Consider the following 23640-nt stretch of genomic DNA (forward strand, 5'->3'; position numbering starts at 1 on the left):
ATCTCAGATGAAAAATATATTAAGCTTTTTTCTATTGTTAACCAGTGCTGTTGCTGTCGCCGCAGATAAGCCCAATATATTGGTCATCATGGCCGATGATGTGGGCCCTACAAATATCGGGGCTTATTCTCATGGCATGATGATGCCAACTCCTAATATTGACAGGATCGCAAAAGAAGGACGATTGTTTACGGACCACTACGCTGAACCCAGTTGTACTCCAGGTCGAGCTGCATTTCTTACTGGGCAATATCCGATCCGTACTGGCCTTCATACTGTCGGACTTCCTGGTTCACCTATTGGAATCGATAAAAAAGACCCAACACTTGCCAAAGTTTTAAAAGAGGTTGGGTACGCCACAGGCCAATTTGGAAAGAATCACCTTGGAGATCTTGATAAGCATCTACCAACTAACCATGGGTTTGATGAATTCTATGGAAATTTATACCACTTAAATACGGAGGAAGAACCTGAGCAGCTTGAGTATCCGCATGAGAAGTTGGCCAAATACAAGCCACGCGGCGTTATCCATTCTAAAGCGGACGGGTCGATTATTGATACAGGGCCATTAACTAGAAAGCGAATGGAAACTGTTGATGATGAATTCTTAAAGCACTCCACTAGCTTTATGAAGAAGGCTGTATCTGAAAAGAAACCATTTTTTGTTTGGTATAACCCAACGCGCATGCATATCAATACACGTGTGCGCCCTGAGTTTATTAAGAGAGCAGCCAAGTTCTCTTCAGAAGATGATTTATTTGGTGCTGGCATGCTGGAGCTGGATGATCAAGTAGGGAAGTTACTAGCGGAATTGGATCGATTGGGGCAGGCAAAGAATACGATTGTGATTTTCACTTCTGATAATGGCCCTATGAGTGCTTGGTGGCCTGATGGCGGTACAACTCCCTTTCATGGTGAGAAAGCATCTAGTTGGGAAGGTGCTTATCGCGTTCCTACTTTAATTAGATGGCCAGGAAAAATACCAGCCGGTAGTGTCTCCAATGGTTTGCAAAGTCATATGGATTTATTTTCAACTTTAACTGCTGCTGCAGGTGTTGATAATGTGGCGGCTAAACTATTAGAGTCTCATAAAGTTAAGATTGATGGCGTGAATAATTTGCAGCATTGGACTGATCGTGAGAGCAAGACGCCTAGCGCGAGAGAAAGTTATGTTTACTATGTTGAGTCTAATATAGTGGGGATTCGTTGGAATTATTGGAAAACGGTATCAAAAGAACGTAATGGTTTCTTTGATTACTATCGTGATGGCTTCAATATGTTCAACTTAAGAATGGATCCTTATGAAAGACAAGTGGGCGCCAAGAATAATGAGTTCACAATGAAAAAAGCGTGGGTTGGTGGCGTTTTCAGAGACATCATTACAGACCACCTTATCTCATTAAAGCAGTTTCCTCCAAGGCAGGCTGGAGGATCTTTGCGCGGCGGCATGGAAAACACGAAGTAACAATTCTTTTGAATAAAAGACAAACGCTAACGGTATTAGGTGGTGTAGGCTTAGTTGCGGCAACTGGCTATTTAACTTTATTGAGTCAAAATAAGTTAGGAGCCGTAACTCCCAACACCAAAAAGAATGGCATGGCGCTGATTCCAGCCGGCCATTTTTTAATGGGTAGTGAGAGTAAGTATGCTCAAAAAAATGAAAAGCCAATACACCGTGTTGATTTGAGTAGCTTTTGGATCAGTAAAACTCATGTAACCAATGATGAATTTGCTTTATTCGTCAAAGAAACCTTATACGTCACTACCGCTGAAAAACTACCCGACTGGGAAACTTTAAAGGTCCAGCTACCTCCCAATACCCCTAAGCCGCCAGCTCATTTTTTGCAAGCAGGCGGTATGGTTTTTGTTGGTTCAACTAAGCCCAAAAGATATGAGGACTATAGTCGTTGGTGGAGATTCGTTCCGGGTGCAAATTGGCGCCACCCCTATGGCCCTCAGAGTTCCATTCAGAATAAAGGTGATCACCCTGTTGTTCAAATCTCTTATGTTGATGCGCTGGCCTATGCAGAATGGGCGGGTGCTAGACTGCCAACAGAGGCAGAGTGGGAATATGCTGCTCGTGGCGGTTTAAATCAAGCGACCTATGCCTGGGGAGATGAACTTTCCCCAGGGGGTAAGCCAATGACGAATATTTGGGAAGGGGAAGCTCTGGCTCAAGGTTCGAATTTGGTTGTCAATCCTAAGGCCGGTGGGGCGGTTGGAACTCAATCTGTTGGTACATTTCCTGCCAATGGTTATGGATTATTTGATATGACCGGTAATGCTTGGCAATGGACTGCTGACTGGTACCGATCTGATGCCTTTCTTCAGCAATCGAAGTTAAATTCAATCAAAAACCCTCAGGGCCCCTCTGATAGCTTCGATCCGGATGATCAGGTAGCACCTATAGCAGCCCCTAAGCGGGTCATTCGAGGCGGTTCTTTTCTTTGTAATGAGGCGTATTGCCTAAGTTACAGACCAAGCGCTAGACGAGGGTGTGATCCATTTAATAGCATGTCGCACTTAGGATTTAGGGTGGCTGTTTCAGCTTAGCCTTTGATTTTGGTGTGGCTAGTCTAATTAGACGATGAATCAAGCCTTACGTATTAAGATACTTGATATATCCAAAATGTTAATCAAGAGGTTCTTATGAGATTTTCAAATAAAGTTGTGGTGGTTACTGGCGCAGGACAAGGTATGGGGCGAGCAATTGCTCAGACTTTTGCTAAAGAGGGTGCCTCTGTTATCGCCGTTGATATTAATCTAGACGCAGCAACAGAAACCATTGCTTCAGGTGGAGCAGGTAAAAGTATGGCAAGAGCTTTAAACGTTGGCGACAGTGCTGCCGTGAAGAAATTATTTGCTGAAATCGATGAGACTTATGGCAAGGTAGATGTGCTTGTTAACAATGCTGGTATTGGATCATCAAAGAATGATGGTTTTGATAAGCTTATGTCACGCTTAGCAGAACGTGGTGCTCAAATGGCAAAAGGTGAAGCTCCAACTGTTTACCCGGATCTTATTATTGATATGGAAGATGAAGGCTGGCATGGGGTGTTAAATGTCAACTTACACGGTGCCTTCTATTTCACTCGTGAAGCTGTCCGCTTAATGGTTAAGTCAAGCACTAAAGGGGCTATTGTTAATATTTCTAGCACTTCAGCAATGTCTGGAGAAGGTGGTCTTCACTATGTCACCTCAAAGGCAGCGCTTCATGGTATGGCCAAGAGTTTGGCGCGCGAACTGGGTCCTAGAGGTATTCGAGTTAATAACGTCGTTCCTGGACCAACCAATACACCGATGATGCAATCTGTTGGTCAAGATTGGATCAATTCAATGATTGCAGCTATTCCACTTGGCAGAATGGCTGAACCTCAAGATATTGCCAATGTTGTTTGTTTTGTGGCTTCTGATGAGGCTGCCATGATTACAGGCCAGGATATTGTTGCCAACGGCGGCTCATACTTTAAATAAGGATTAGTGATGGGTAATAGATTATCTGGCAAGGTTGCCTTTGTAACCGGTGGGAGTTCTGGTATTGGTCGTTCAACTGCCATTCGATTTGCGCAAGAAGGTGCTCAAGTAGTTATTTGCGGAAGAAAATTGGATGCTCTTCATGAGGTAGTTGCTGCTGTTGAAAAATTAGGTGGCAAGATTGAAGCCGTTCAAGCGGATGTGAGTCATGAAGCTGAAATCACTCAAGCCATTGAGGCAACCGCCAAAAAATATGGACGATTAGATATCCTTGTTAATAATGCCATGGCTTACTCTTGGGGGGCTATTGAAACGACCTCTACTGAGGATTGGAAGTCTAATTTCTCAACGACTGTAGATGGCACGTTTTGGGCGACACGCGCAGCTTTAAAGGTGATGAAGCCTCAGGGTAGCGGTTCGATTATTAATATGTCATCCATTTGTGGCTTATTTGGTATGGCTTGGATGGCTGGTTATTCTGCAGCCAAAGCCGCTATTATTAACTTTACTAAAGCGGTTGCTGCTGAAGTTGGTCCATCAGGTATACGTTGCAATTCCATTATTCCTGGTGTCGTTGATACTCCTGCTACATCCGGTATGCTTTCTGATCAAAAGGCAAAGTCAAATACTGAAAAGTTAATTCCACTCAAGCGAGTAGGACATCCTGAAGAGTTGGCAAATGCAATTTTATTTTTAGCATCTGATGAATCTTCCTACATTACGGGTGCTAGCATTCCAGTAGATGGTGGCCGTAGCGCAGAGCTCTACACCGTATTGGAATAATATGAGCGAAATAAACCTGTCTGATTTACAAAAAAGAATCGATCGACTTGAGTCGATCGAAGAAATTAGACAACTTGCCGGTAAGTACTCTTTGTCGTTGGATATGAGAGATCTAGATGCTCATGTCGGATTATTTGCACCAGACATCCGTGTTGGCAAAGAAAAAACTGGAAGAGCACACCTTAAGGCATGGGTGGATGATACGTTGAGGCATCAATTTACAGGTACATCGCATCATATTGGTCAGCACATCATTGAAATGATCGATGCTGATCATGCCATCGGTGTTGTCTATTCTAAGAACGAGCACGAGGCGGATGGTGAGTGGGTCATCATGCAAATGCTTTACTGGGATGACTACGAGAGAATGGATGGTCGCTGGTATTTTAGGCGTCGTTTACCGTGTTATTGGTATGCCACTGATCTGAATAAACCTCCTATTGGTGACAACAAAATGCGTTGGCCAGGTAGAGATCATTATGAGGGAACATTCCATGGCTTATTCCCATCTTGGGGTGAGTTTTGGGCTCACACTCCTTCAAAGGATCATCTTCCAGAAGTGGCAGAACCAGCTCCATGGGATGGTTTTTTAAAGAAAATGAGACGTAACTCTGCGGCTCCAAAAATTAAAGTTCGTTAATAATGAAAAAACTATTTGAACCAGCCAAGTTTGGAGCATTGACTCTAAAAAACAGAATTGTGATGGCGCCTATGACGCGTAATAGAGCGACAGTGACGTCCATTCCTACTGAAGTCATGGCTCAGTACTATTCTCAAAGAGCTGAAGCTGGTTTGATTGTTGTTGAAGGCACATCACCAGCACCAGAGGGCGTTTCATACATCAGAATGCCTGGTATTTGGTCTGATGAGCAAATAGACGGCTGGGCCAAAGTTAATCGCGCTATTACAGCCAATGATGGATTGGCGGTATTGCAGCTCATGCATGGTGGCAGAATTAGTTCGGTGCACAATAAACCTTATCCTGGCGTTCGCACAGTCGGACCATCAGCGGTATTGGCCGCTGGTGAAGTTTGGACAGATGCTGCTGGGATGCAGCAATTTGATATGCCAGAAGCCTTGAGTAGCAACGAAGTGCAAGAGGCAATTATTCAGTATGGGGTAGCTGCTAAAAATGCCATTGCTGCCGGTTTTGCAGGTGTTGAATTCCATTGCACGAGCGGGTATTTGCCGATGCAATTTATTGGTGTTAATAGCAACTTGAGGCAAGATGAATACGGCGGTCATTTAGAAGGCCGTTTACGATTCCCTATTGAGTGCATGCTATCAATGGCCAATGCGATTGGCGCTGAGAAGGTTGGGCTAAGGATCTGTCCTGGTAATCCCTTTAATGATATTGATGATCCTGATCCGATAGCAACTTACACTCACTTGTTAAAAAGCATTACTCATCTACCGTGGGCATATTTGCACATCATGAAATCCCCATTGCCTAATATAGACGCTTTTAAACTGGCAAAAGAGCACTTTAGCGGCGCGATTATTTTGAATGACGGGTTTACCCCTGAGACTGCTGAAAATGCTCTAGAGGCTGGCTTAGGTGATGCTGTTTCTTTTGCAAGATCTTTTATTGGTAACCCTGATCTAGTAAGTAGAATCAGATCAGGCCAAGCTCTTGCAAAATTTGACAGAAAAACACTCTATACGGATGGCGCTAAGGGTTATAGCGATTACCCTACTTTTTCTGGATAATTACTTACCCTGCCACTGAGGCTTTCTTTTCTCAGTAAATGCTTTGATACCTTCAAGAATATCTTGACTGTTTCTCATTTTTTCTAATTCAGGGTAGCCTTTGTTCTCTTGAAGAGCGAGTGCTTCTTCAAGACTTAAGTTAGCCCCTTGATTGACGCAAGCTTTTGTAGCTTGAATGGCTAGGGGGGCTGATCTCAGAATGGATTGCACTTTTGCATTCACTGTTTCATCTAGTTTTTCAAGTGGCACTACCTCATTGATAAGGCCCCAGTCTAAGGCTGTTTTAGCATCAATGGTTTCGGAGCAAAGGAGTAATTGCATTGCTCGTTTTGTACCAATTTGCCTATAAAGACGGTGCATACCACCTGCGTAAGCAACTAAACCAATCAATGGCTCAGGTAATGCAAACGTTGCATGATCGGCTGCAATAATTAAGTCACAAGCTAATGCAATTTCAAAACCACCACCCATGGCTAATCCGTTAACTGCAGCAATGATAGGTTTATTTAAATTATGCCGATCGGTGAGTCCACCATAGCCAGTTTTAGGAACAATGTAAGGCTTTCCTCCATTGGCAGCCTCGGACATCGCTTTAATATCCCCGCCTGCTGAAAAAGCTTTTGAGCCCGCACCTCTTAAAACAGCAACCCATAACTCATCATCATTCGCGAAATAATTGAAGGCATCTTCTAATTCATGATTGAGTTCAGTATTAATCGCATTCATCTGATCTGGACGATTAATGGTTAAGGTTAAAACTTTTGATTCTTTCTTAACATTTAAGAATTGATATGAATTCATGAATTAAATTCCTTAAGAGTGCATATTGAGTTGCATGCCACCATCAATATCCAAAATGGTGCCAGTGATATAAGAGGATTCTTCAGAGGCTAAAAATTGTCCTAGCTTTGATATTTCTGATGACTCTGCGTAGCGTCCAAGTGGAACCATGGATAAAACTCTTTCTTGGACTTCTCGAGAGGCAGCAATTACTTGATCCATACCAAAACTATTCTTGACCGGTCCCGGAGAGATGCCGTTGACCCTAACACCACTGACTCCCCACTCAAGCGCCAAGCACTTAATTAACATATTGATGCCCGCTTTTGCTGAGCAGACGTGCGCTTGATTAGTAACGGGTTGCTTAGCGGAAGGTGTTGAAATGGCTATCAACGAGGCCCCTGGTTTTTTTAAAAAATCCCAGCTACCGCGAAATAAATTAAATGTTCCAATTAGATCAATCTCAATGATTGTTTTAAAGCCATTGGCACTGATTTGGTTTGCTGGTGCTTGAAAGTTGCCAGCCTGGGCAGCAATCACAACATCAAAAGCGCCGTAAAGGTCAAAGGAGTTCTTGAGTGCCGCTGTCACATCGTCATAATTTCTGACGTCAAATGGAATTGCCTGAGTTTTTGGATTAATGGCATTCAACTCTTTTTGTGCATTGGAGCAATTTTGTTCATTTCTACTGCCAACAGTCACAGAACAGCCCAATTTTGCAAAATCCTTTGCCATGTCAAGCATGAAGCCTCTGGTGCCACCAGCTATAAAGACATGTTTACCCGCCAAATGATGAGGGGGGACTTTTGAATCCAGGTTAGTCACCATTAAATTTGGCATCTCTTTTTTCAATAAAGGCGGCCATTCCTTCTTTTTGATCTTTGGTTGAAAATAGCAGCTGGTTGGCCTTTCTCTCAAGCAGAAGGGCGCTTTCTAAGGGCATATCCAAGCCCATGCTCACTACTTCTTTGATTTGAGCAACGGCTAAAGGTGGCATTCTGGCAATCGTTTTAGCCATTTTTAGAGCCAAATCAACTGTTTGGTCATCGGGTACAACTTCGCTGACTAAACCTACTAAGCGAGCCTCATTGGCTGAAATAGGTTTACCTGTTAAAAGCATTTTCATGGCTTGAAACTTGCCAACTGCCCTCAGTAACCTTTGAGTTCCACCAATTCCTGGCATGATGCCAATTTTGATTTCAGGCTGGCCAAATAAGGCACTTTCTCCGGCAATGATGATGTCGCAGTGCATTGCTAACTCACAACCACCACCAAGGGCGTAACCATTCACTGCTGCAATAACTGGTTTGGGGCAATTTTGAATGGGAGCCCAAACTAATTCAGTATGACGTTTGTAAATTTCGATAGGGCCACAGCCCGAAAGGCTGTTGATATCTCCGCCAGCAGCAAAATTAGCTTGCCCCCCGGTTAAAACAACGGCCCTGATAGAGTCGTTTTTATTAATCTTTTCAAAAATAGCTGAAATTTCAGCTTGAAGCTCTAAGCTCAAGGCATTGGTGACGTCTGGCCTATTTAATTGAACCATTGCAATAGATGGCTCGGGCTCGGTATATAAAACGTACTTTAAATCAGCTAAATTCATGAATATTGCCTAAGATTTTATATTTAGTACTTTCAAGTATCGCCTATTTTGAGTCATCGTCCATCTGGACGAAGATGGAAGCGTTTTATTCCATCAAAGTAGTGTCAACTTTAATAAAATAGCTCAGTCAATTAAGAAAAAAATCAAATGACAGTCAACCAAGTCGACTTCATGGTCCCTAAAGACCAAACACAGGCTAAATTAGACAGTCGATCTGCTGCTGCTGACCGGGTAAAGCCCCTGGATCTATACACCACTGCTGACCGATGGGAAGAGCAGGTCAAAAAGCACAGTGCTAAGGTCTTCTTGTACTATGGCGATGAGGTGTACACCTATCAGCAAGCTAATGAGATTATCAATCAATTTGCTCATACTTTTTTAAAGTTAGGCCTCAAAGCTTCTCAAACTATTTCAATATGTTTAGAAAATCGGCCCCATTTTTACTGGGTTTGGTTTGCTGCTATGAAGCTCGGATTGAGAGTTTCTTTTCTGAATACCAATCTAAAGGGTTTGCCCTTGGAGCACGCGGTAAAGGAAAGTGAATCACTATGTGTTTTGGTTGGGGATGAGTGCATCACTAACTTTGAAAAACAATTTACTCATATTGAAGTTCCTATCTGGCGCGTAGAGGATCCTGAGTGTTCAATTACTGATTCGCAGATCAAGTTATCAGACAGGAATATCACGCAGTTAGCTCATGGCGCAGCTATTGATAATCCAGATCGAGCTATGAGAGCCCATATCACGGCAGAAGAAGTGGCTTTGTATATTTTTACTTCTGGGACAACCGGGTTACCCAAAGCGGCTATTACAAGTCATATGCGGTGGATGATGGCCGGTGCAGTGATGGAGGTCGTTTTAGAGTCTAATGACAAAGATGTTTTTTACTGTTTCTTACCGTTGTACCACGGTGCGGCAGCGACATCTTTGACATCAACAGCTCTCGTGTCTGGTGCTGCTATAGCGCTTCGAAGAAAATTTAGTCTAAGGCAATTCTGGCCAGATGTTAGGAAGTATGGCGTTACCTCTTGCCAATATGTTGGTGAAATTTGTCGGTATTTATTAAGCCAACCAGAAAGCCCGAATGATCGAGGGCATACGCTAGTCAAAATGACTGGAACAGGTTTAACAAAAGACAATTGGAACCAGTTCATCAATCGTTTTGGCATAAAGAATGTTTACGAGAGTTGGGGTTCAACTGAGGGAAATGCTAACACCTTAAACTTTGACAATAAGGTGGGATCCTGTGGGCGAGTTCCCTATTGGGAAAAGACCAATTTACGTATTGTTAAGTATGATCAAGATACCAATACCCATCCTAAGAATGCCGCCGGGTTTTATATCCCATGTCAACCTGGGGAAGTGGGAGAGGCAATTGCTTATATTGTTGAGAGTCCTATGACTGGTGGTGGCCGTTTTGAAGGATATACATCAAAAGAGGCCACGGAAAAAAAGATTCTTCGAAATGTTTTTAGTGAGGGCGATAAGTGGTGGAGTTCAGGCGACCTTCTTAAATATGATGAAGATGGGTACTGTTATTTTGTAGATCGAATTGGTGATACCTTTAGATGGAAAAGTGAAAACGTTTCTACTCTAGAAGTCCAAGCCGTTCTTGAGGGTTTTCCTGGCATTCTCTTTTCAACAGTTTACGGTGTAGAGATTCCGGGTTATGAGGGTCGTGCTGGCATGGTAGCTTTGATGTTAAATCCCGATGCAAGCTTTGACCCGGTTGCATTCTATGAGTTTGCCGCCAATCATTTACCTCGATATGCTTTGCCTCAATTTGTGAGGATTAATAAGCAAATGGATATGACGGGTACTTATAAGCTTAGAAAGGTAGATTTACAGAAGCACTCCTACAACCCAAATCTATTCGATGATCAGTTGTATGTCATTGATGAAAAAGGTAGATGTTATGTTCCATATTCAGCAGCAGCTCTTGAAAAAGCTGGTTATAAGGAACTTGCTCCATTAAATAAGCAGTTGGCATGACAAAGGCATTGGCGTATCCATTCAGTAAGCCTCCGCTTCCAACGGAGTTGATTGAAGTAGCTGAAGATGTTTTTTGGTTGCGGATGCCCATGCCGTTTAAGTTGGATCACATCAACTTGTACTTATTGCGCGACCATGATGGCTGGTGGGTGATTGATACTGGCTTGAATACATCCATGACAAAAAGTTTATGGGAAGAAATCGCAGCAAAATATTTTTCTGAAAGCCCTCTCAAAGGGATTATCTGCACGCACTATCACAATGACCATACTGGGATGTCTGGCTGGTTGGTTGAGCGTTTTGGTGCAAAACTCTACATGAGTAACACTGAATTTTTGACGCTGATTGCGATGAAGCATATGAGCGATAAAAAAGACAAGATGCCTGCTAGTTATGGTGATTATTGTATTAAAGCTGGTATGGAGCCGGCTGAATTTAAAGCACTTTTGGACATGTTAAGTAATACAAATTACATGCCAGTATTGCCATTTACTTACTATCGATTAAGTGAAGGTGACTTTATAACGATTGGTAAGCATCGCTGGCAAGTATTTATAGGTTCTGGACATTCGCCCGAGCATGTTTGTTTATATTCTGACTCTATAAATGTTTTGATATCGGGCGATCAAGTTTTACCAAAAATCACATCCAATGTTTGCGTTTCACCATCCGAGCCTAACGCCAATCCTTTAAAAAATTGGCTAGATTCGTTAGATAGCCTGAAAGTTTTCCCGGAGGACTGCTTGGTATTGCCGTCGCATCAATTGCCTTTCGTAGGATTGCATGCCAGATTGGCTGAGCTCAAGCTTCACCACATGAGTGCTTTAGAAAAAATTACCAACTATTGCCTTGATGGTTCTAAAAAAGTAATGGATGTGACGAATTTAATGTTTCCAAGATTGCCAACACCGATTGATAAATTTTTGGCAACGGGAGAGGCTTTGGCTCATTTAAATTACTTGGTTGAAATGGATCAACTCTCTGTCATCGAAGATGATGAAAATCTATTGAGGTACTCTACAAATAACTTGCCACCTCAGCAAGAAAAACCTCTTTTTCAGGCACATGAATAAATATGTCAAATAATCAACTAGAAGAATTTAGAGCGGAAGTGCGTCAATGGTTAGACGCTAATTGTCCACAGTCCTTAAGAACTCCTTTAACCGAAGATCAAATAGTCTGGGGTGGTTCGCACGTTGAGTTCCAGTCAGATGATCAAAAGATTTGGTTTGAGAGGATGCGTGATAAGGGTTGGTTCGCCCCTGATTGGCCTAAAGAGTTTGGTGGCGGAGGTCTGAACCCTGATGAAAATAGGGTGTTAGAGCAAGAGATGCGGAAATTGAGGTGCAGAGTCCCTCAAATCAATTTAGGCATATGGATGTTAGGCCCTGTTGTATTGGAGTTTGGTACTGAAGAGCAAAAGAAAGAATTTTTGTTGCCCATGACTCAGGGAAAAGTTCGCTGGTGTCAGGGCTTCTCGGAGCCCAATGCGGGTTCTGATTTGGCAAGTCTAAAAACGACCGCAGTGCTTGATGGTGATGACTTCATTATCAATGGCAGTAAAATTTGGACATCCCATGGCAATCACTCTGACTGTATTTATATGTTGGTCAGAACAGATCCAGCAGCTTCTAAACAAGAAGGTATTAGTTTTGTTGTGCTCGACTTAAAGCTGCCTGGTGTGAATATTAAGCCGATTGAAATGATTAGTGGTTCTTCTCACTTTTGCCAAATATTTTTTGATCAAGTCCGAATCCCTAAAAGAAATTTAATTGGCCCGCTTAATGGCGGTTGGACTGTAGCAAAACGTCTGTTGCAGTTTGAAAGAAAAGCCATGTCAAAGTTTGATGATGGCGGCGCACCAGATTTTGATTATTTAGCACTTGTTAAAAGGTATTTACAGGGGCCTGAAGGTGCTCATGTTACGTCAGCACTTAAATCATCTATTGTTTCTGGATTAATGGCTGATCATGCTTATAAGTTAACCACTAGAAGAGCTTTTGAAGAGGGTCGAGCAGGTATGAATGTCAGTGGTTTAGCCAGCAGTTTTAAATATATTAGCGCTGAACTTGAGAAAAAGAGATTAGAGGATGTTCTCAATATGATGGGTTATCGAGGTTTAGGCTGGGATAACGAAGGTGGGTATGAAGAATTTACTGAGGAAGAGTTGGCATTCACTAACCGATGGTTAATTTCGAAAACAATTGCCATTGCAGGAGGCACTTCAGAAATTCAATTAAATATTATTTCTAAACGAGTTTTAGGACTTCCTGATTGGGAGGCAAAATAATGAGCTTAGTACTTACCGAAGAAGAGGTATTGCTAACTGATACCGCCAAGGATTTTTTTGCACAACATTCACCCGTAGCTAAAGTGCGTGATCTAAGGGCAAATCCTAAAGGTCTTGGTTATGACCCCAAAGTGTGGCAACAAATGATTGAGATGGGTTGGAGTGCCATACCATTTCCTGAAGAGGTTGGCGGTTTAGGTTTTAGTTATCAAGGCTTGGGCTCTATTTTTGAGGTGTCTGGCATTACTTTAGCTGCCTCCCCACTTCTAAATCAGACAGTTCTCTCAGGAGAATGCTTATTGAATGGAGCAAATCCAGACCAAATAAGCCAGTATTTAGAGAGGTTAATCTCTGGTGAGGATCATTGGAGTCTTGCTATTGATGAATTCCATCGGCATGCCCCTCACTCAGTTGCTACAGTGGTTAAGAAATCGGGTGACACTTACACTTTGTCTGGAAAAAAAGTTTTCTGTTTTGGCGCTGTGGGCGCTACTCACTATATTGTGAGTGCTATTGAAGATGGTGACACTGAGCTATCTCTTTGGATAGTCCATGCCAATACTCCAGGAATCACAGTGAGCCCTTTCAGATCGATTGACCATAGAAATATGGCTAATGTTCAATTTGATCAAGTGGCTGTTAAGCAAGCAGATAAATTATCAGGAGCTTTATCTGCAAAAGCAGCATTAGATCTGGCTTTAGATAAAGGTCGTGCTTGCTTATCTGGAGAGCTGTTGGGTATTACTCAAACGGTATTCGATATGACGATCGAGTATATGAAGCAAAGAATTCAGTTTGATAGGCCGATTGCAAGCTTTCAAGCTCTTCAACATCGTGCTGCATTGATGTATACGCAAATTGAATTGGCTAGAAGTACAGTTAAGGCTGCTTTTGAGGCAATTGATGCTAAGGATTCTGAAATGCCAAAGTTGGTATCTCTTGCTAAAGCCTTAAGTTCTAGCGTTGCTGAGTTAGTTACGAATGAAGCCATTCAGTTGCATGGTGGCATTGGTGTGACTGATGAATACGATCTTGGTTTTTATTTAAAGAGAGCACGTGTTGCTCAGGCTTCATTAGGGGATGTTGAGTTTCATCAAGCCCGCTACGCCAGTCTAATTAATTTATAAAGGTTTGTTGTGAATACATTTATTGATTTAAGCGGTAAGGTTGCTTTGGTGACTGGTGCAGGGCAAGGTATGGGTGTGGGTATTGCCATGCGTTTAGCTAAGCAGGGCGCTACTGTCTTGGTCAATGATTACTTCCCAGAAAGAGCGGAGGCAACTGTTGCAAAGATCCGCGAGATGGGTTTACAGGCAAGCGCACTACCTTTTGATGTCACAAATTATGATCAAGTCAAAGCTGCGGCTGCTCAAGTTGGGCAAGTTGATATTCTTGTTAATAATGCCGGAAATATGGGAAGTGAAACAATCCGTTTGAAAAAGTTTCTTCAAACGACCCCTGCTGAATGGTCTGCCTATGTGGGAGTTAATTTATATGGCGTGATGAATTGCGCACATGTATTTGCTCCTGGAATGTGTGAGCGAGGTTGGGGAAGAATTATTACGGTTTCATCAGATGCTGGCAGAGTAGGTCTCTCATTGGGAGTGGCTGTATACGGCGCTGCTAAATCGGGTGTTCTTGGATTAACTCGTCATTTGGCTCATGAGTTTGGGCCTAAAGGTGTCACTGTCAATGCCTTAACGCTTGGCACCATGAATAATGGTGGTGATATCTCTCCTGAAGTGATGGAGGCTTCACTTCGAACCGTGCCAATGAGAGTTCTTGGTGCCCCAGAAGATGTTGGCGCAGCTGCAGCATTCCTTGCCTCTCCAGATGCAAAGTGGATTACAGGCCAGGTTTTAGCTGTTAATGGTGGCGGACTCTCCATTGGAGGTTAATGATGCAAAATTTATTAGACCAATTAACGCAAACAAAAAAACAATTATTAGGTGCTGGATCTCCATTTGAGTTGGGAGAGATTGAAGTTGATAGTCAAACCTATCCTTATTTCCCTAAAGCGCCACATAATTTAATTGAATTACTTTCATCTGCTAGACAACAGTTTGGTCCAAAAGAGTTTTTAGCATGGGAGTCTCAAAGATATACGTTTGAAGAATTTTTTGAAGAAGCAGACCGCCTAGCTGCCGGAATGCAACAATTAGGAATTCAAAAGGGAGATCGAGTTGCGATTGCTATGCGCAATCGACCAGAGTGGCTTGTTGCAGCTTGGGCAACCATAAAGCTTGGCGCTATTCTGGTGCCGATTAATAGCTGGGGGAAAAGAGATGAAATTATTTTTGGGCTCAAAGATGCCCAACCAAAAATAGTTTTTCTTGATAAGGCACGACATGATTTGGTCTGTAAAGATCTTGAAGGACTGCATGTTAATTCAATATTAGTTGAGGGCTCTTCAGAAGATCAATCAAGCACTCACAATTATTTATATAGCGAGTTATTGGCGTCAGCAGAGTCATTAAATCCGGTGGAAATTGCCCCGGGAGATTTTGCATTATTAATGTACACATCTGGAACAACCAGTCACCCCAAGGGCGCTCTTTCAACCCATCGATCGATCGTTCAATCTTTGTGGAATATTCAATTTAACTCTGCGTTAGCAGCGATGCTCTCCCCAGAGAAAATTAAATCGTTTATGACCTCCGGTATTAATCCTACGGCTTTGGTTACTGTCCCGTTCTTTCATGTGAGTGGATTGCATGCTCAATTCTTTTTTGCATTGCTAACGGGTAGAAAGTTGCTCATTGCCTGGAAATGGGATGTTGAAAATATTATTGATTTAATTGAATCTGAAAAAGTGACGCAGTTAAATGGTTCTCCCGCCATGATTCAAGAGCTATTGGGACACCCTAAATTTTCAAAAATTGATCGTTCAAGCTTATTCGCACTTGGTTTGGGCGGCGGTGCTGCCTCTTCCAAATTACTCGATGATATGCAAGAAGTTCAAAAGATGGGGATGTTGGGTATTGGGTATGGGGCAACTGAAACAAATGGTATTGGAGCTCAGGCTTCCGGAGATCTGTATTTGGTTAAGCCAAAATCTGCTGGAATCATCTCACCAATTGTTGAAGTTAAGTGCTTGAGTGCTGCAAATGAGATCTTAGATGATGGTCAGCCTGGGGAAATTTGTATTCGCAGTCTTGCCAATATGACTTCCTATTGGGGTAATGAAAAAGCTACTGCTGATGCGATCGTTGATTCGTGGTATCACAGTGGCGATGTGGGTTATGTTGATGCAGATGGTTTTTTGTTCATTGTTGATCGTATCAAAGAGATTATCAATAAAGGTGGCGAAAAGGTATCAGCCCTTGAAGTTGAGGACTGCTTGTATTCCAACGAGGACGTTGTTGAAGCAGTTGTTTTCTCTATACCTGATGAAAAATATGGTGAGGCAGTAATGGCTTGTGTGGCCATTAAACCAACCTCCACAATCGATGAACCTAGTTTGAAATTATTTCTTGAGGCTAAGCTGGCAAATTACAAAATCCCTAAGCATATAGAGATCAGGACAAATGCATTGCCAAGAAGTGCTGCCGGGAAATTATTAAAAAGAGAAATTAGAGAAGAATATTTAAGTGGAAAGGTGCAATAACAATGTCTGATGTTTTTATTTACGATCACGTTCGTACGCCGCGAGGAAAAGGGAAGTCTGATGGGTGTCTTCATGAGATTACGCCCATTCAATTGGCTACTCAAACCTTGCAAAATTTACGCGATAGAAATAAGTTAGATACTAAGTTAATCGAAGATATTATTTTTGGCTGTGTTGTTGCGGTTGGAGAGCAGGGAGGAAACATCACCCGAATCGCTGCACTCAATGCCGGTTATGACCAGAGTGTCCCAGGGGTTCAAGTGAATCGTTATTGCGCATCTGGTCTTGAGGCAGTGAATATCGCTGCTGCAAAGATCATGGCAGGTCAAGCAGATGCTGCTGTTGGTGGTGGTGTAGAGAGCATGTCCAGAGTGCCTATGGGGGCTGATGGCGGTGCTTGGGCTTTAGACCCTGATGTGGCATTCAATACGCATTTCATTATGCAAGGTATCAGTGCTGATTTGCTTGCAACCAAGTATGGTTACAGTCGATCTGACTGTGATGCTTATGCAGCAGAGAGCCATCGTCGCGCCAGCATGGCATGGGGCAAAGGTTATTTCGATCGATCAGTTATTGCAGTTAAAGATGTGATTGGACTAACTATTGCGTCTCGTGATGAGACTATTCGACCTGAGACTACGGTTGATAGTCTTGCGGCCTTAAAGCCTTCATTTGCGATGATGGGGCAGAAAGCAGGTTTTAATACCATTGCTCAACAAGTTTACCCACTTGTTGAAAAGATTGATCATGTTCACCATGCTGGTAATAGTTCTGGCATTGTGGATGGTTCTGCAGCAATTTTATTAGGTAATCGTGAGTTGGGCGATCGATTGGGCATCAAGCCAAGAGCACGAATTAGATCATTCGCCTCGATTGGTAGTGAGCCAACCATTATGTTAACGGGGCCAAGTTTCGCAGCTGAGAGAGCTTTGAAGCGCGCTGGTATGGCGGTATCTGATATCGATTTATGGGAGCTCAATGAAGCTTTCTCAGCTGTTGTGCTGCGCTTTATGGATGCGATGTCTGTTCCTCATGATCGTATGAATGTGAACGGCGGTGCTATTGCTATGGGCCATCCTTTGGGCGCTACGGGAGCTATGATTTTAGGAACCTTGTTGGATGAAATGGAGCGTCGCCAAGTTTCTACAGGGTTAGCCACTCTTTGTGTCGGTGCTGGTATGGGTACTGCAACAATTATTGAACGTATTTGATGGTGAGTAAAAAAATGACAAGTTACTTTAAATATTCTGTAGATGCAGATGGTGTTTGTTCAATTGTGATTGATCAACCTAATTCAGCTGCCAATGTGATGGATCAACAATTTATTGATGGATTTAAAGAGTCTGTTAATCAAGCCATTCAAGACGATTCTGTAAAAGGCGTCATTATTAGCTCAGCTAAATCATCTTTTGTTGCAGGTGCTGACCTTAAGGTTCTTGAAGCTTCACTTTATGAGAAGAAGGACCCTGAAGACTTCTTTAAGAGATGTTTTGATTTTTCATCTTTTTTAAGAAAATTAGAAACATCTGGCAAGTCATTTGTTGCCGCCATTGATGGTGCAGCTTTAGGCGGTGGATTTGAGATTGCATTGGCGTGCCATGCTCGTATCGTTTCTGACAAAAAAGGCATTATGGTTGGTTTGCCAGAGATTGGTGTTGGTTTGTTGCCAGGTGCTGGTGGAACACAACGCTATTTACGTTTACTAGGTGTTGAAAAATCATTGCCTTTACTGTTGCAAGGTTCTCAATTAAATGCCAAAAAAGCATTAGAGCTAGGCTTGATTACTCAAGTAGTACCTGCAGATGATTTGATGAAAGTGGCTAAGCAATGGGTATTGGATAATCCAATGGCTAAGCAAGCATGGGATAAAGAGAAGTTTCAGATCCCAGGCGGTTCAAGCCCTATGCAACCGAATATTGCCCAGTTCTTTGTGGGTACAAATGCGTCTGTACAGGCGTCAACTCAACATAACTTACCTGCTCCTAGAGCCATTCTTTCTTGTATTTATGAAGGCATGCAGTTGCCAATGGATACGGCTATTAAAGTTGAGTGCAAATATTTCGTGAAACTCAATTTAGACCCTGTCTCTGGAAATATGATCCGTACTATTTTCTTGAATAAATCCGAGGCGGATAAATTAAGTCGCCGCCCCAAAGACGTTGAAAAGAAAAAGCACGAAAAAATTGGCGTCATTGGTGCGGGTTTGATGGGGGCTGGATTAGCTTACGTTGCTGCTCAGTCAGGTTTGAATGTTTATTTAATTGATCGAGACTTGGCTGCTGCAGAAAAAGGTAAAAGCTACGCTGAAAATAAAATGAAGCGTGATCTTGAAAAGGGTCGAATTAAAGAAGAAAAGATTGCTGAGATTCTCTCTAGAATCCATCCAACAACAGACTACGCCACCTTAGCTGAGGTTAGTATCGTTGTTGAAGCTGTTTTCGAAGATCGAGATGTTAAAGCTGAAGTGTATAGAAAAGCAGCTGAATTCATGTCTAAAGACGCAGTAATGGCATCAAATACATCTGCTCTACCTATTTCAGGCTTAGCAACCACCTATTTTGAACCTACTCAATTTATTGGTTTGCATTTCTTCTCGCCAGTTGAAAGAATGCCTCTGGTTGAAATTATTAAAGGAGAAAAAACATCTCCTGCAACATTGGCTTATGCAATGGATTTTGTTGGCCAACTAAGAAAAACTCCTATATTAGTTAATGATAGTCGCGGATTCTTTACGAGCCGTTTCTTTGGAGCCATGATCAATGAGGGTGTCACAATGGTCTCTGAGGGTGTGTCCCCTGCTCTTGTTGAGCAAGCTGCTAAATCAGCTGGTATGGCCATTGGACCATTGGCTGTTTCTGACGAAGTAGGTCTTGATTTGGCCCATCATGCGGGGCAGCAAGCCAAGAAAGATTTGGGGCCCGATTACAAGCCAGGTTCATCTTTAGCCGTCATCACAACGTTGGTTGAGGGACATGAGAGATTTGGGCGTAAAAATGGAAAAGGTTTCTATGAATACGCTGCTGATGGCGGTAAATCAATTTGGCCTGGTCTTCATTCTATTTGGAAGCTAAAAGAGGAGAGTGCTCAGCCATCATTGGCTGAAGTCAAAGAGCGTCTTTTATTTTCGCAGTTAGTGGATGCTGCTAAGTGTTTTTCAGAGAAGGTGATTGATCACCCTGCAGATGGCGATGTGGGTGCTTGTCTAGGAGTTGGTTTCCCTATTTACTTGGGTGGCCCGTATTCAATGATGGACACCTTGGGTCTGGATCATGTGATCAGTCGTTGTGATCAGTTGGCTAAGAGTTTTGGCGAAGATCGATTTGGGGTTCCTGAATCTTTAAGATTGATGGCTAAGAATAAAAAAACTTTTTATGGGCCAACCAGCGTTTTGCTAAATGGCTAATCATTTAGCCCAAAAAACGCTGAGTCATTACCTATTGGTAGATCAGGCATTAATTAGCGGTTTAACAAACATGCTGATTAATGGCCTGATTGCTATATTAATTAAGCAAGGGTCTGAGTCGATCCGATTTTTTGGTGAAGAAGGGGTGGCTGTTGGTTTAGTGATCACCTCTTTTTTGTTACCCTTTATTTTGACAATCATTAACACGCAAGTTGTTATGCGGATGATCCGATCAGGTCAGACTTTCTTTGTGCCCCCTTTGAAAAATGATTACCTATTAACTATTGCTAAACAGTCTTATTGGGTTTGGGGGGTCTTACTTGGTTGCGTAATGGCCTCGATCACATATGTTGTTGTTGAGTTATTAAGAACATACCTCGCTAATATTGTTCTTAATGTGACTGAATATGGGATATTGGTCGCATGTATTGCGGGTTTTTTAGCCGCAATAACCTCACCTATCACCGCCTATTCGGTGATGGTGAGGACACAGGTTTTAAATGACGACTTTTCTAAATAGGATTAGCAGCTACGACCCGCCTGAAAGCCGGTTGCCATGGCATTGCTGATATATCCTAAATTCTCATAATCGCCAAGATTGGTAACGCGAACATTATTTTCAATTAAAGATTTCTCAAAATCAGAATTAATGTTTCTTCCAGTTACTGAGTTGTTGGCAATGATGACATCATCAAAAGAAATTTGAACTTCCTTTTGATTTTTCGCATCAAAAGCCTTGAGACTATTTGCCTGGATGGATGTCAGTTGATGTTGGCTCAGTAGGGTGACGTTTTCTGCTTTTAGATAGTCTAGAACTTTCCAGCGTCTAACAATGGCAATCTCTTTGGCAAAATGTGTACCGTCTTCCAGAATGGTGACTTTTCTATTGCGTTCAACAAGTAACTCGGCGAGTTCACAGCCCACAAGACCGCCACCCACAATGACGATGTTTTTACCAAAAGGCAACCAAATCTTAGAAAGGCGTTGGAGTACTTTATAACTCTTAGTCAACCCACTTAACTTCGCGATACTTAAACCTAATTGTGCCCAGATAGGTAATCGTGCACTTAGCTCTTTCCCCATGCTTTCGCTACTTAGCAAGGATCTCAGCAACTCACCATCCCATGCATTCTTTTGATTTTTTGAAAGGGCTTGTGTGGATTGGTATTTTGCTCCTGTCGCTACCATGACTTCATCTGGTTTTTCCTTCAGGATTTCTTGCACACTGATGGAGGTATTCAGTTTGACTTGGATATTGGGGTGACGCATCTGGTTGATGAGGTAATCCAATAGCAGGCCATTTTCTGAATAAGCCATGGCTGCAATATTCAGTGTTCCACCTAATTGATTGGTTTTCTCAACTAGCGTGACTTGGTGACCTCTCTGGGCTGCAACTCTTGCTGCTTCCATGCCCGCTGGCCCACCACCAATAATGATGACTTTTTTAGGTTTTTCCGTGAATGTGACGGGCCATTCAAATTCATGACCTGTTGCCACATTGACCGCACATCTGACACGTTCATTGACGAAAATTTCACTGACACATGTATAGCAATAAATACAAGGTCTCACTCCCTTGATATCTCCTTGTTTCCACTTATTTGGAAGTTCTGGATCTGCTAGAAGTTTTCTGCCGAGAGCAATAAAATCCGTTTGCCCATTTTTTATGGCAGATTCACCTAATTCTTGGTCTATTCTTCCGGCAGTGATAATGGGAATGGAGACAATTTTCTTGATTTCACTCGCCCAATTAAGAAAGCCACCTGGTTGATGAACCAAAGGCGCTTCCGTAAAAGCAGAACCTGTTGTGATAGTTGCGTATGCTGAAACATGTATGGCATCCACTCCAGCTTCCTCAGCCATTTTGGCAACTATTTTCGCGTCTTCTAGAGTAATGCCACCTGGCGTTCTTAATTCATAAGCATCTAATCTGATCCACACTGGGAAGTCAGGACCAACGGCTGTTCTAACGGATTGAATCACCTCTAACAATAGACGTGCTCGGTTTTCAATTGGGCCACCATATTCATCTGTTCTGTGGTTGTAGTAGGCAGATAAAAAGCCAGCTATGACATACGAGTGAGCTGCATGTATTTCTATTCCGTCAAATCCAGATTTCTTGGCACGTATGGCGGCTTCTGTGAACCAAGAGATCACTTTTTGAATATCCTCTTGCTCCATCACTCTAATTTCAGGTGGCTTATTTGGTCTAACAAAGCGCGCTATTTCATCAGGAGTAACAGACAACATCATGTCTGATTTTTGGTGCGGAGGAATTGATGGAACTAGTAGTGGTCTACCTTCAACAATATCTCTAACAGAAGTTTTTCCGGCATGTTGTAGTTGAACAGCAATTTTTGATCCATGCGCATGAACTCTTCTAGTAATCTCAGAGAGACCGGGAATGTACTTGTCATCGGATATACCTACTTGGTAAGGCTCTGCAGTACCATGCGGAAAACCTACTGACACAACCCCCATTATTAGAAGACCAGCGCCTCCAGCTGCTCTTGCTTCGTAATAGGATTGAATCCTTTCACCACAGGTGCCATCAGTCTCTGCGTAGTTTGAGCCCATGGGTGCCATCACAATACGATTGGCTAGCTCCATTTTTCCAATATGGCCAGATTTGAATATATTTGAATAAGGCATGAATAATTTACTCGGTTAGTTTTTGTTGATTGATATGGGTGGAGTACATCTTTTTAGATTTGAAGAAAAATGCAATGCCCAATAGCTGGGTAAAAAGTATGATGGTCATGGCATGTCTGAGAGAGTGATTGGTGAAGGTGGGTTCTAGTAAATCACTAATCAAGCCAACTAAAAGAGGTCCAACGCCAACGCCTAATAAGATCGTACAAAGCGAGAGAATCGCTAATGTAAATGAGCGCATATTATTGGGCGACAAGTGGGTGGCTGCTGCATAAATAGGTGCAGCCCACCAAACATTAAAAAAGCTATAGAGCATCCCAAAAAATACCGCATAAGGTATTTTGTTATCGCCAACATTGAAATACGTATCCGTTGGGAATTGAAAATAAATGATGCCAACGATCGTTGAAATAGCAAGACCAATAATAGGAACACCGATTTGCCACTCTTGACTTCTTTTGATGAGTCGATCACATAAACTGCCACCAGTGAGAGTGCCTGCTGCCGCAGTTAATCCAAACAAAAGACCACCAACTGCGCCAGATTGAGCAATGGATAAACCATGACTGCGAACAAGAAATACACTGCTCCACATTCCAAAAGAATAGCCAGCAATACTTGTTAGACCTGCTGCAAGCGCTATCCATTTAAATGAGGGGATTTTCCACGCCATTTTTACGGATTCAAAGAAATTAACATCGCCGATGTTTTTTTCACGATCTTTAATATGTTGGGGTTCTTTTAACCAGATGATGCTGGCAATAGTTAGTAACAGTGCACAAGCGGATAAGGCCAGGAATGTAAAGCGCCAGCCTTGAGTTGACACCAGCCAGCCACCAATACCTAAGCCTACAACTGCAGAAATGGTTGGCGCTACTGTGTAGAGACTAATTGCAAATGATCTTTTTTCCGGGGGGAAAATGTCACTGATCAGGGACATGGAAGTGGGGTTGATGCCTGCTTCTACGCTTGCAATACCCATTCGACTGAGAATTAACAGCCAAAAAGACCCAGCAAGAGCTCCTAATGTGCTTAAAAAGGTCCAAATACCTAAAATGATAACAATCATTTTGGATCGATTGATCCGATCCGATAGTCGCCCCATAGGTAAACCAGATAGGGCAAAAATAAAAGCAAACGCAGGACCTGTCACAACGCCAATGAGGGTGTCACTGACCTGAAACTCTAATTTGATAGACTCGATTGAGACAGAAAGTATCTGGCGGCCAGAAAAAGTCACCATATAGATCAAAATGATAATCGCCAGATACCAATAGGATTGATTCAGACGGCTACTCATCGACGCCATCCCCAATTTTGCGGCATTGCAACATTTTATCCTTTTG

General features: G+C 42.5%; 20 protein-coding genes. 15 read left to right on the forward strand and 5 right to left on the reverse strand.

Annotated features, from left to right (window positions below; translation table 11 throughout):
• The first annotated feature begins 7 nt into the window (after positions 1-7).
• The 6 genes from ICN28_RS07835 to ICN28_RS07860 all read left to right on the forward strand — a co-directional run bounded on the left by ICN28_RS07835 (position 8) and on the right by ICN28_RS07860 (position 5967).
• On the forward strand, positions 8-1465 hold the full coding sequence (locus tag ICN28_RS07835; protein WP_216287608.1) for an arylsulfatase: 1458 nt from the start codon (positions 8-10) through the stop codon (positions 1463-1465).
• Between the two features lie 8 nt (positions 1466-1473).
• The gene (locus ICN28_RS07840) at positions 1474-2553 is read left to right on the forward strand and encodes a formylglycine-generating enzyme family protein (RefSeq protein WP_255536188.1); all 1080 of its coding nucleotides are present in this window, start codon (positions 1474-1476) and stop codon (positions 2551-2553) included.
• A gap of 96 nt (positions 2554-2649) precedes the next feature.
• Positions 2650-3474 (forward strand): SDR family NAD(P)-dependent oxidoreductase, encoded by an 825-nt coding sequence (locus ICN28_RS07845; RefSeq protein ID WP_216287610.1) that lies wholly within the window; start codon positions 2650-2652, stop codon positions 3472-3474.
• Positions 3475-3483: 9 nt separating this feature from the next.
• Complete coding sequence (locus ICN28_RS07850; protein WP_216287612.1) at positions 3484-4257, forward strand: SDR family NAD(P)-dependent oxidoreductase; 774 nt, start codon at positions 3484-3486, stop codon at positions 4255-4257.
• 1 nt (position 4258) lies between these two features.
• Positions 4259-4897: a nuclear transport factor 2 family protein gene (locus ICN28_RS07855; RefSeq protein ID WP_216287613.1), complete on the forward strand. Its 639-nt coding sequence runs from the start codon at positions 4259-4261 to the stop codon at positions 4895-4897.
• A gap of 2 nt (positions 4898-4899) precedes the next feature.
• On the forward strand, positions 4900-5967 hold the full coding sequence (locus tag ICN28_RS07860) for an alkene reductase (RefSeq protein WP_216862393.1): 1068 nt from the start codon (positions 4900-4902) through the stop codon (positions 5965-5967).
• Here the strand turns inward: ICN28_RS07860 and ICN28_RS07865 are convergent, their stop codons facing one another.
• Genes ICN28_RS07865 through ICN28_RS07875 form a run of 3 tightly spaced genes read right to left on the reverse strand, consistent with a single transcriptional unit; the run spans position 5968 to position 8350 of the window.
• Positions 5968-6768: an enoyl-CoA hydratase-related protein gene (locus ICN28_RS07865; protein ID WP_216287614.1), complete on the reverse strand. Its 801-nt coding sequence runs from the start codon at positions 6766-6768 to the stop codon at positions 5968-5970.
• Positions 6769-6780: 12 nt separating this feature from the next.
• On the reverse strand, positions 6781-7587 hold the full coding sequence (locus tag ICN28_RS07870; RefSeq protein ID WP_216287615.1) for an SDR family oxidoreductase: 807 nt from the start codon (positions 7585-7587) through the stop codon (positions 6781-6783).
• Positions 7565-8350 (reverse strand): enoyl-CoA hydratase, encoded by a 786-nt coding sequence (locus tag ICN28_RS07875; protein ID WP_216287616.1) that lies wholly within the window; start codon positions 8348-8350, stop codon positions 7565-7567. Before ICN28_RS07875 ends, ICN28_RS07870 begins: the two co-directional genes overlap by 23 nt.
• Before the next feature lie 147 nt (positions 8351-8497).
• Here ICN28_RS07875 and ICN28_RS07880 point away from each other — a divergent pair, with 147 nt between their 5' ends.
• The 9 genes from ICN28_RS07880 to ICN28_RS07920 are packed head-to-tail and all read left to right on the forward strand — an operon-like array spanning position 8498 to position 20162.
• Positions 8498-10342 carry a long-chain-acyl-CoA synthetase gene (locus tag ICN28_RS07880; protein WP_255536190.1) on the forward strand — a complete coding sequence of 615 codons (1845 nt, stop codon included), beginning with the start codon at positions 8498-8500 and terminating at the stop codon, positions 10340-10342.
• Entirely contained in the window at positions 10339-11415 is a 1077-nt protein-coding gene (locus tag ICN28_RS07885; RefSeq protein ID WP_216287620.1) for an MBL fold metallo-hydrolase, read from the forward strand. The genes ICN28_RS07880 and ICN28_RS07885 overlap by 4 nt, the downstream gene beginning before the upstream one ends.
• 2 nt (positions 11416-11417) lie before the next feature.
• The gene (locus ICN28_RS07890; protein WP_216287621.1) at positions 11418-12632 is read left to right on the forward strand and encodes an acyl-CoA dehydrogenase family protein; all 1215 of its coding nucleotides are present in this window, start codon (positions 11418-11420) and stop codon (positions 12630-12632) included.
• Positions 12632-13759, forward strand: coding sequence for an acyl-CoA dehydrogenase family protein (locus ICN28_RS07895; RefSeq protein ID WP_216287622.1), 1128 nt, complete (start codon positions 12632-12634; stop codon positions 13757-13759). The genes ICN28_RS07890 and ICN28_RS07895 overlap by 1 nt, the downstream gene beginning before the upstream one ends.
• A gap of 9 nt (positions 13760-13768) precedes the next feature.
• Positions 13769-14530, forward strand: a complete 762-nt coding sequence (locus ICN28_RS07900) for an SDR family oxidoreductase (RefSeq protein WP_216287623.1) — start codon at positions 13769-13771, stop codon at positions 14528-14530.
• Entirely contained in the window at positions 14530-16239 is a 1710-nt protein-coding gene (locus ICN28_RS07905) for a class I adenylate-forming enzyme family protein (RefSeq protein WP_216287624.1), read from the forward strand. Before ICN28_RS07900 ends, ICN28_RS07905 begins: the two co-directional genes overlap by 1 nt.
• Positions 16240-16241: 2 nt before the next feature.
• Positions 16242-17450, forward strand: coding sequence for an acetyl-CoA C-acetyltransferase (locus ICN28_RS07910; protein ID WP_216287626.1), 1209 nt, complete (start codon positions 16242-16244; stop codon positions 17448-17450).
• 14 nt (positions 17451-17464) lie between these two features.
• Positions 17465-19642, forward strand: coding sequence for a 3-hydroxyacyl-CoA dehydrogenase NAD-binding domain-containing protein (locus tag ICN28_RS07915; protein ID WP_216287628.1), 2178 nt, complete (start codon positions 17465-17467; stop codon positions 19640-19642).
• Positions 19635-20162, forward strand: a complete 528-nt coding sequence (locus ICN28_RS07920) for a hypothetical protein (RefSeq protein WP_216287630.1) — start codon at positions 19635-19637, stop codon at positions 20160-20162. Before ICN28_RS07915 ends, ICN28_RS07920 begins: the two co-directional genes overlap by 8 nt.
• Positions 20163-20164: 2 nt before the next feature.
• Here ICN28_RS07920 and ICN28_RS07925 read toward each other — a convergent pair whose 3' ends face one another.
• On the reverse strand, positions 20165-22294 hold the full coding sequence (locus ICN28_RS07925) for an FAD-dependent oxidoreductase (RefSeq protein WP_216287632.1): 2130 nt from the start codon (positions 22292-22294) through the stop codon (positions 20165-20167).
• 7 nt (positions 22295-22301) lie between these two features.
• Positions 22302-23594 (reverse strand): MFS transporter, encoded by a 1293-nt coding sequence (locus tag ICN28_RS07930; RefSeq protein WP_216287633.1) that lies wholly within the window; start codon positions 23592-23594, stop codon positions 22302-22304.
• Between the last annotated feature and the right edge of the window lie 46 nt (positions 23595-23640).

The sequence above is a fragment of the Polynucleobacter sp. 30F-ANTBAC genome, from assembly GCF_018882385.1.
Classification (GTDB): Bacteria; Pseudomonadota; Gammaproteobacteria; order Burkholderiales; family Burkholderiaceae; genus Polynucleobacter.

Bases quoted from the DNA above. Each gene is read 5' to 3' on its own strand.
- ICN28_RS07835 (WP_216287608.1), top strand. From the start codon at position 8: ATGAAAAATATATTAAGCTTTTTTCTATTGTTAACCAGTGCTGTTGCT.
- ICN28_RS07845 (WP_216287610.1), top strand. From the start codon at position 2,650: ATGAGATTTTCAAATAAAGTTGTGGTGGTTACTGGCGCAGGACAAGGT.
- ICN28_RS07850 (WP_216287612.1), top strand. From the start codon at position 3,484: ATGGGTAATAGATTATCTGGCAAGGTTGCCTTTGTAACCGGTGGGAGT.
- ICN28_RS07855 (WP_216287613.1), top strand. From the start codon at position 4,259: ATGAGCGAAATAAACCTGTCTGATTTACAAAAAAGAATCGATCGACTT.
- ICN28_RS07860 (WP_216862393.1), top strand. From the start codon at position 4,900: ATGAAAAAACTATTTGAACCAGCCAAGTTTGGAGCATTGACTCTAAAA.
- ICN28_RS07865 (WP_216287614.1), bottom strand. From the start codon at position 6,768: ATGAATTCATATCAATTCTTAAATGTTAAGAAAGAATCAAAAGTTTTA.
- ICN28_RS07870 (WP_216287615.1), bottom strand. From the start codon at position 7,587: ATGCCAAATTTAATGGTGACTAACCTGGATTCAAAAGTCCCCCCTCAT.
- ICN28_RS07875 (WP_216287616.1), bottom strand. From the start codon at position 8,350: ATGAATTTAGCTGATTTAAAGTACGTTTTATATACCGAGCCCGAGCCA.
- ICN28_RS07880 (WP_255536190.1), top strand. From the start codon at position 8,498: ATGACAGTCAACCAAGTCGACTTCATGGTCCCTAAAGACCAAACACAG.
- ICN28_RS07885 (WP_216287620.1), top strand. From the start codon at position 10,339: ATGACAAAGGCATTGGCGTATCCATTCAGTAAGCCTCCGCTTCCAACG.
- ICN28_RS07890 (WP_216287621.1), top strand. From the start codon at position 11,418: ATGTCAAATAATCAACTAGAAGAATTTAGAGCGGAAGTGCGTCAATGG.
- ICN28_RS07895 (WP_216287622.1), top strand. From the start codon at position 12,632: ATGAGCTTAGTACTTACCGAAGAAGAGGTATTGCTAACTGATACCGCC.
- ICN28_RS07905 (WP_216287624.1), top strand. From the start codon at position 14,530: ATGATGCAAAATTTATTAGACCAATTAACGCAAACAAAAAAACAATTA.
- ICN28_RS07910 (WP_216287626.1), top strand. From the start codon at position 16,242: ATGTCTGATGTTTTTATTTACGATCACGTTCGTACGCCGCGAGGAAAA.
- ICN28_RS07915 (WP_216287628.1), top strand. From the start codon at position 17,465: ATGACAAGTTACTTTAAATATTCTGTAGATGCAGATGGTGTTTGTTCA.
- ICN28_RS07920 (WP_216287630.1), top strand. From the start codon at position 19,635: ATGGCTAATCATTTAGCCCAAAAAACGCTGAGTCATTACCTATTGGTA.
- ICN28_RS07925 (WP_216287632.1), bottom strand. From the start codon at position 22,294: ATGCCTTATTCAAATATATTCAAATCTGGCCATATTGGAAAAATGGAG.
- ICN28_RS07930 (WP_216287633.1), bottom strand. From the start codon at position 23,594: ATGAGTAGCCGTCTGAATCAATCCTATTGGTATCTGGCGATTATCATT.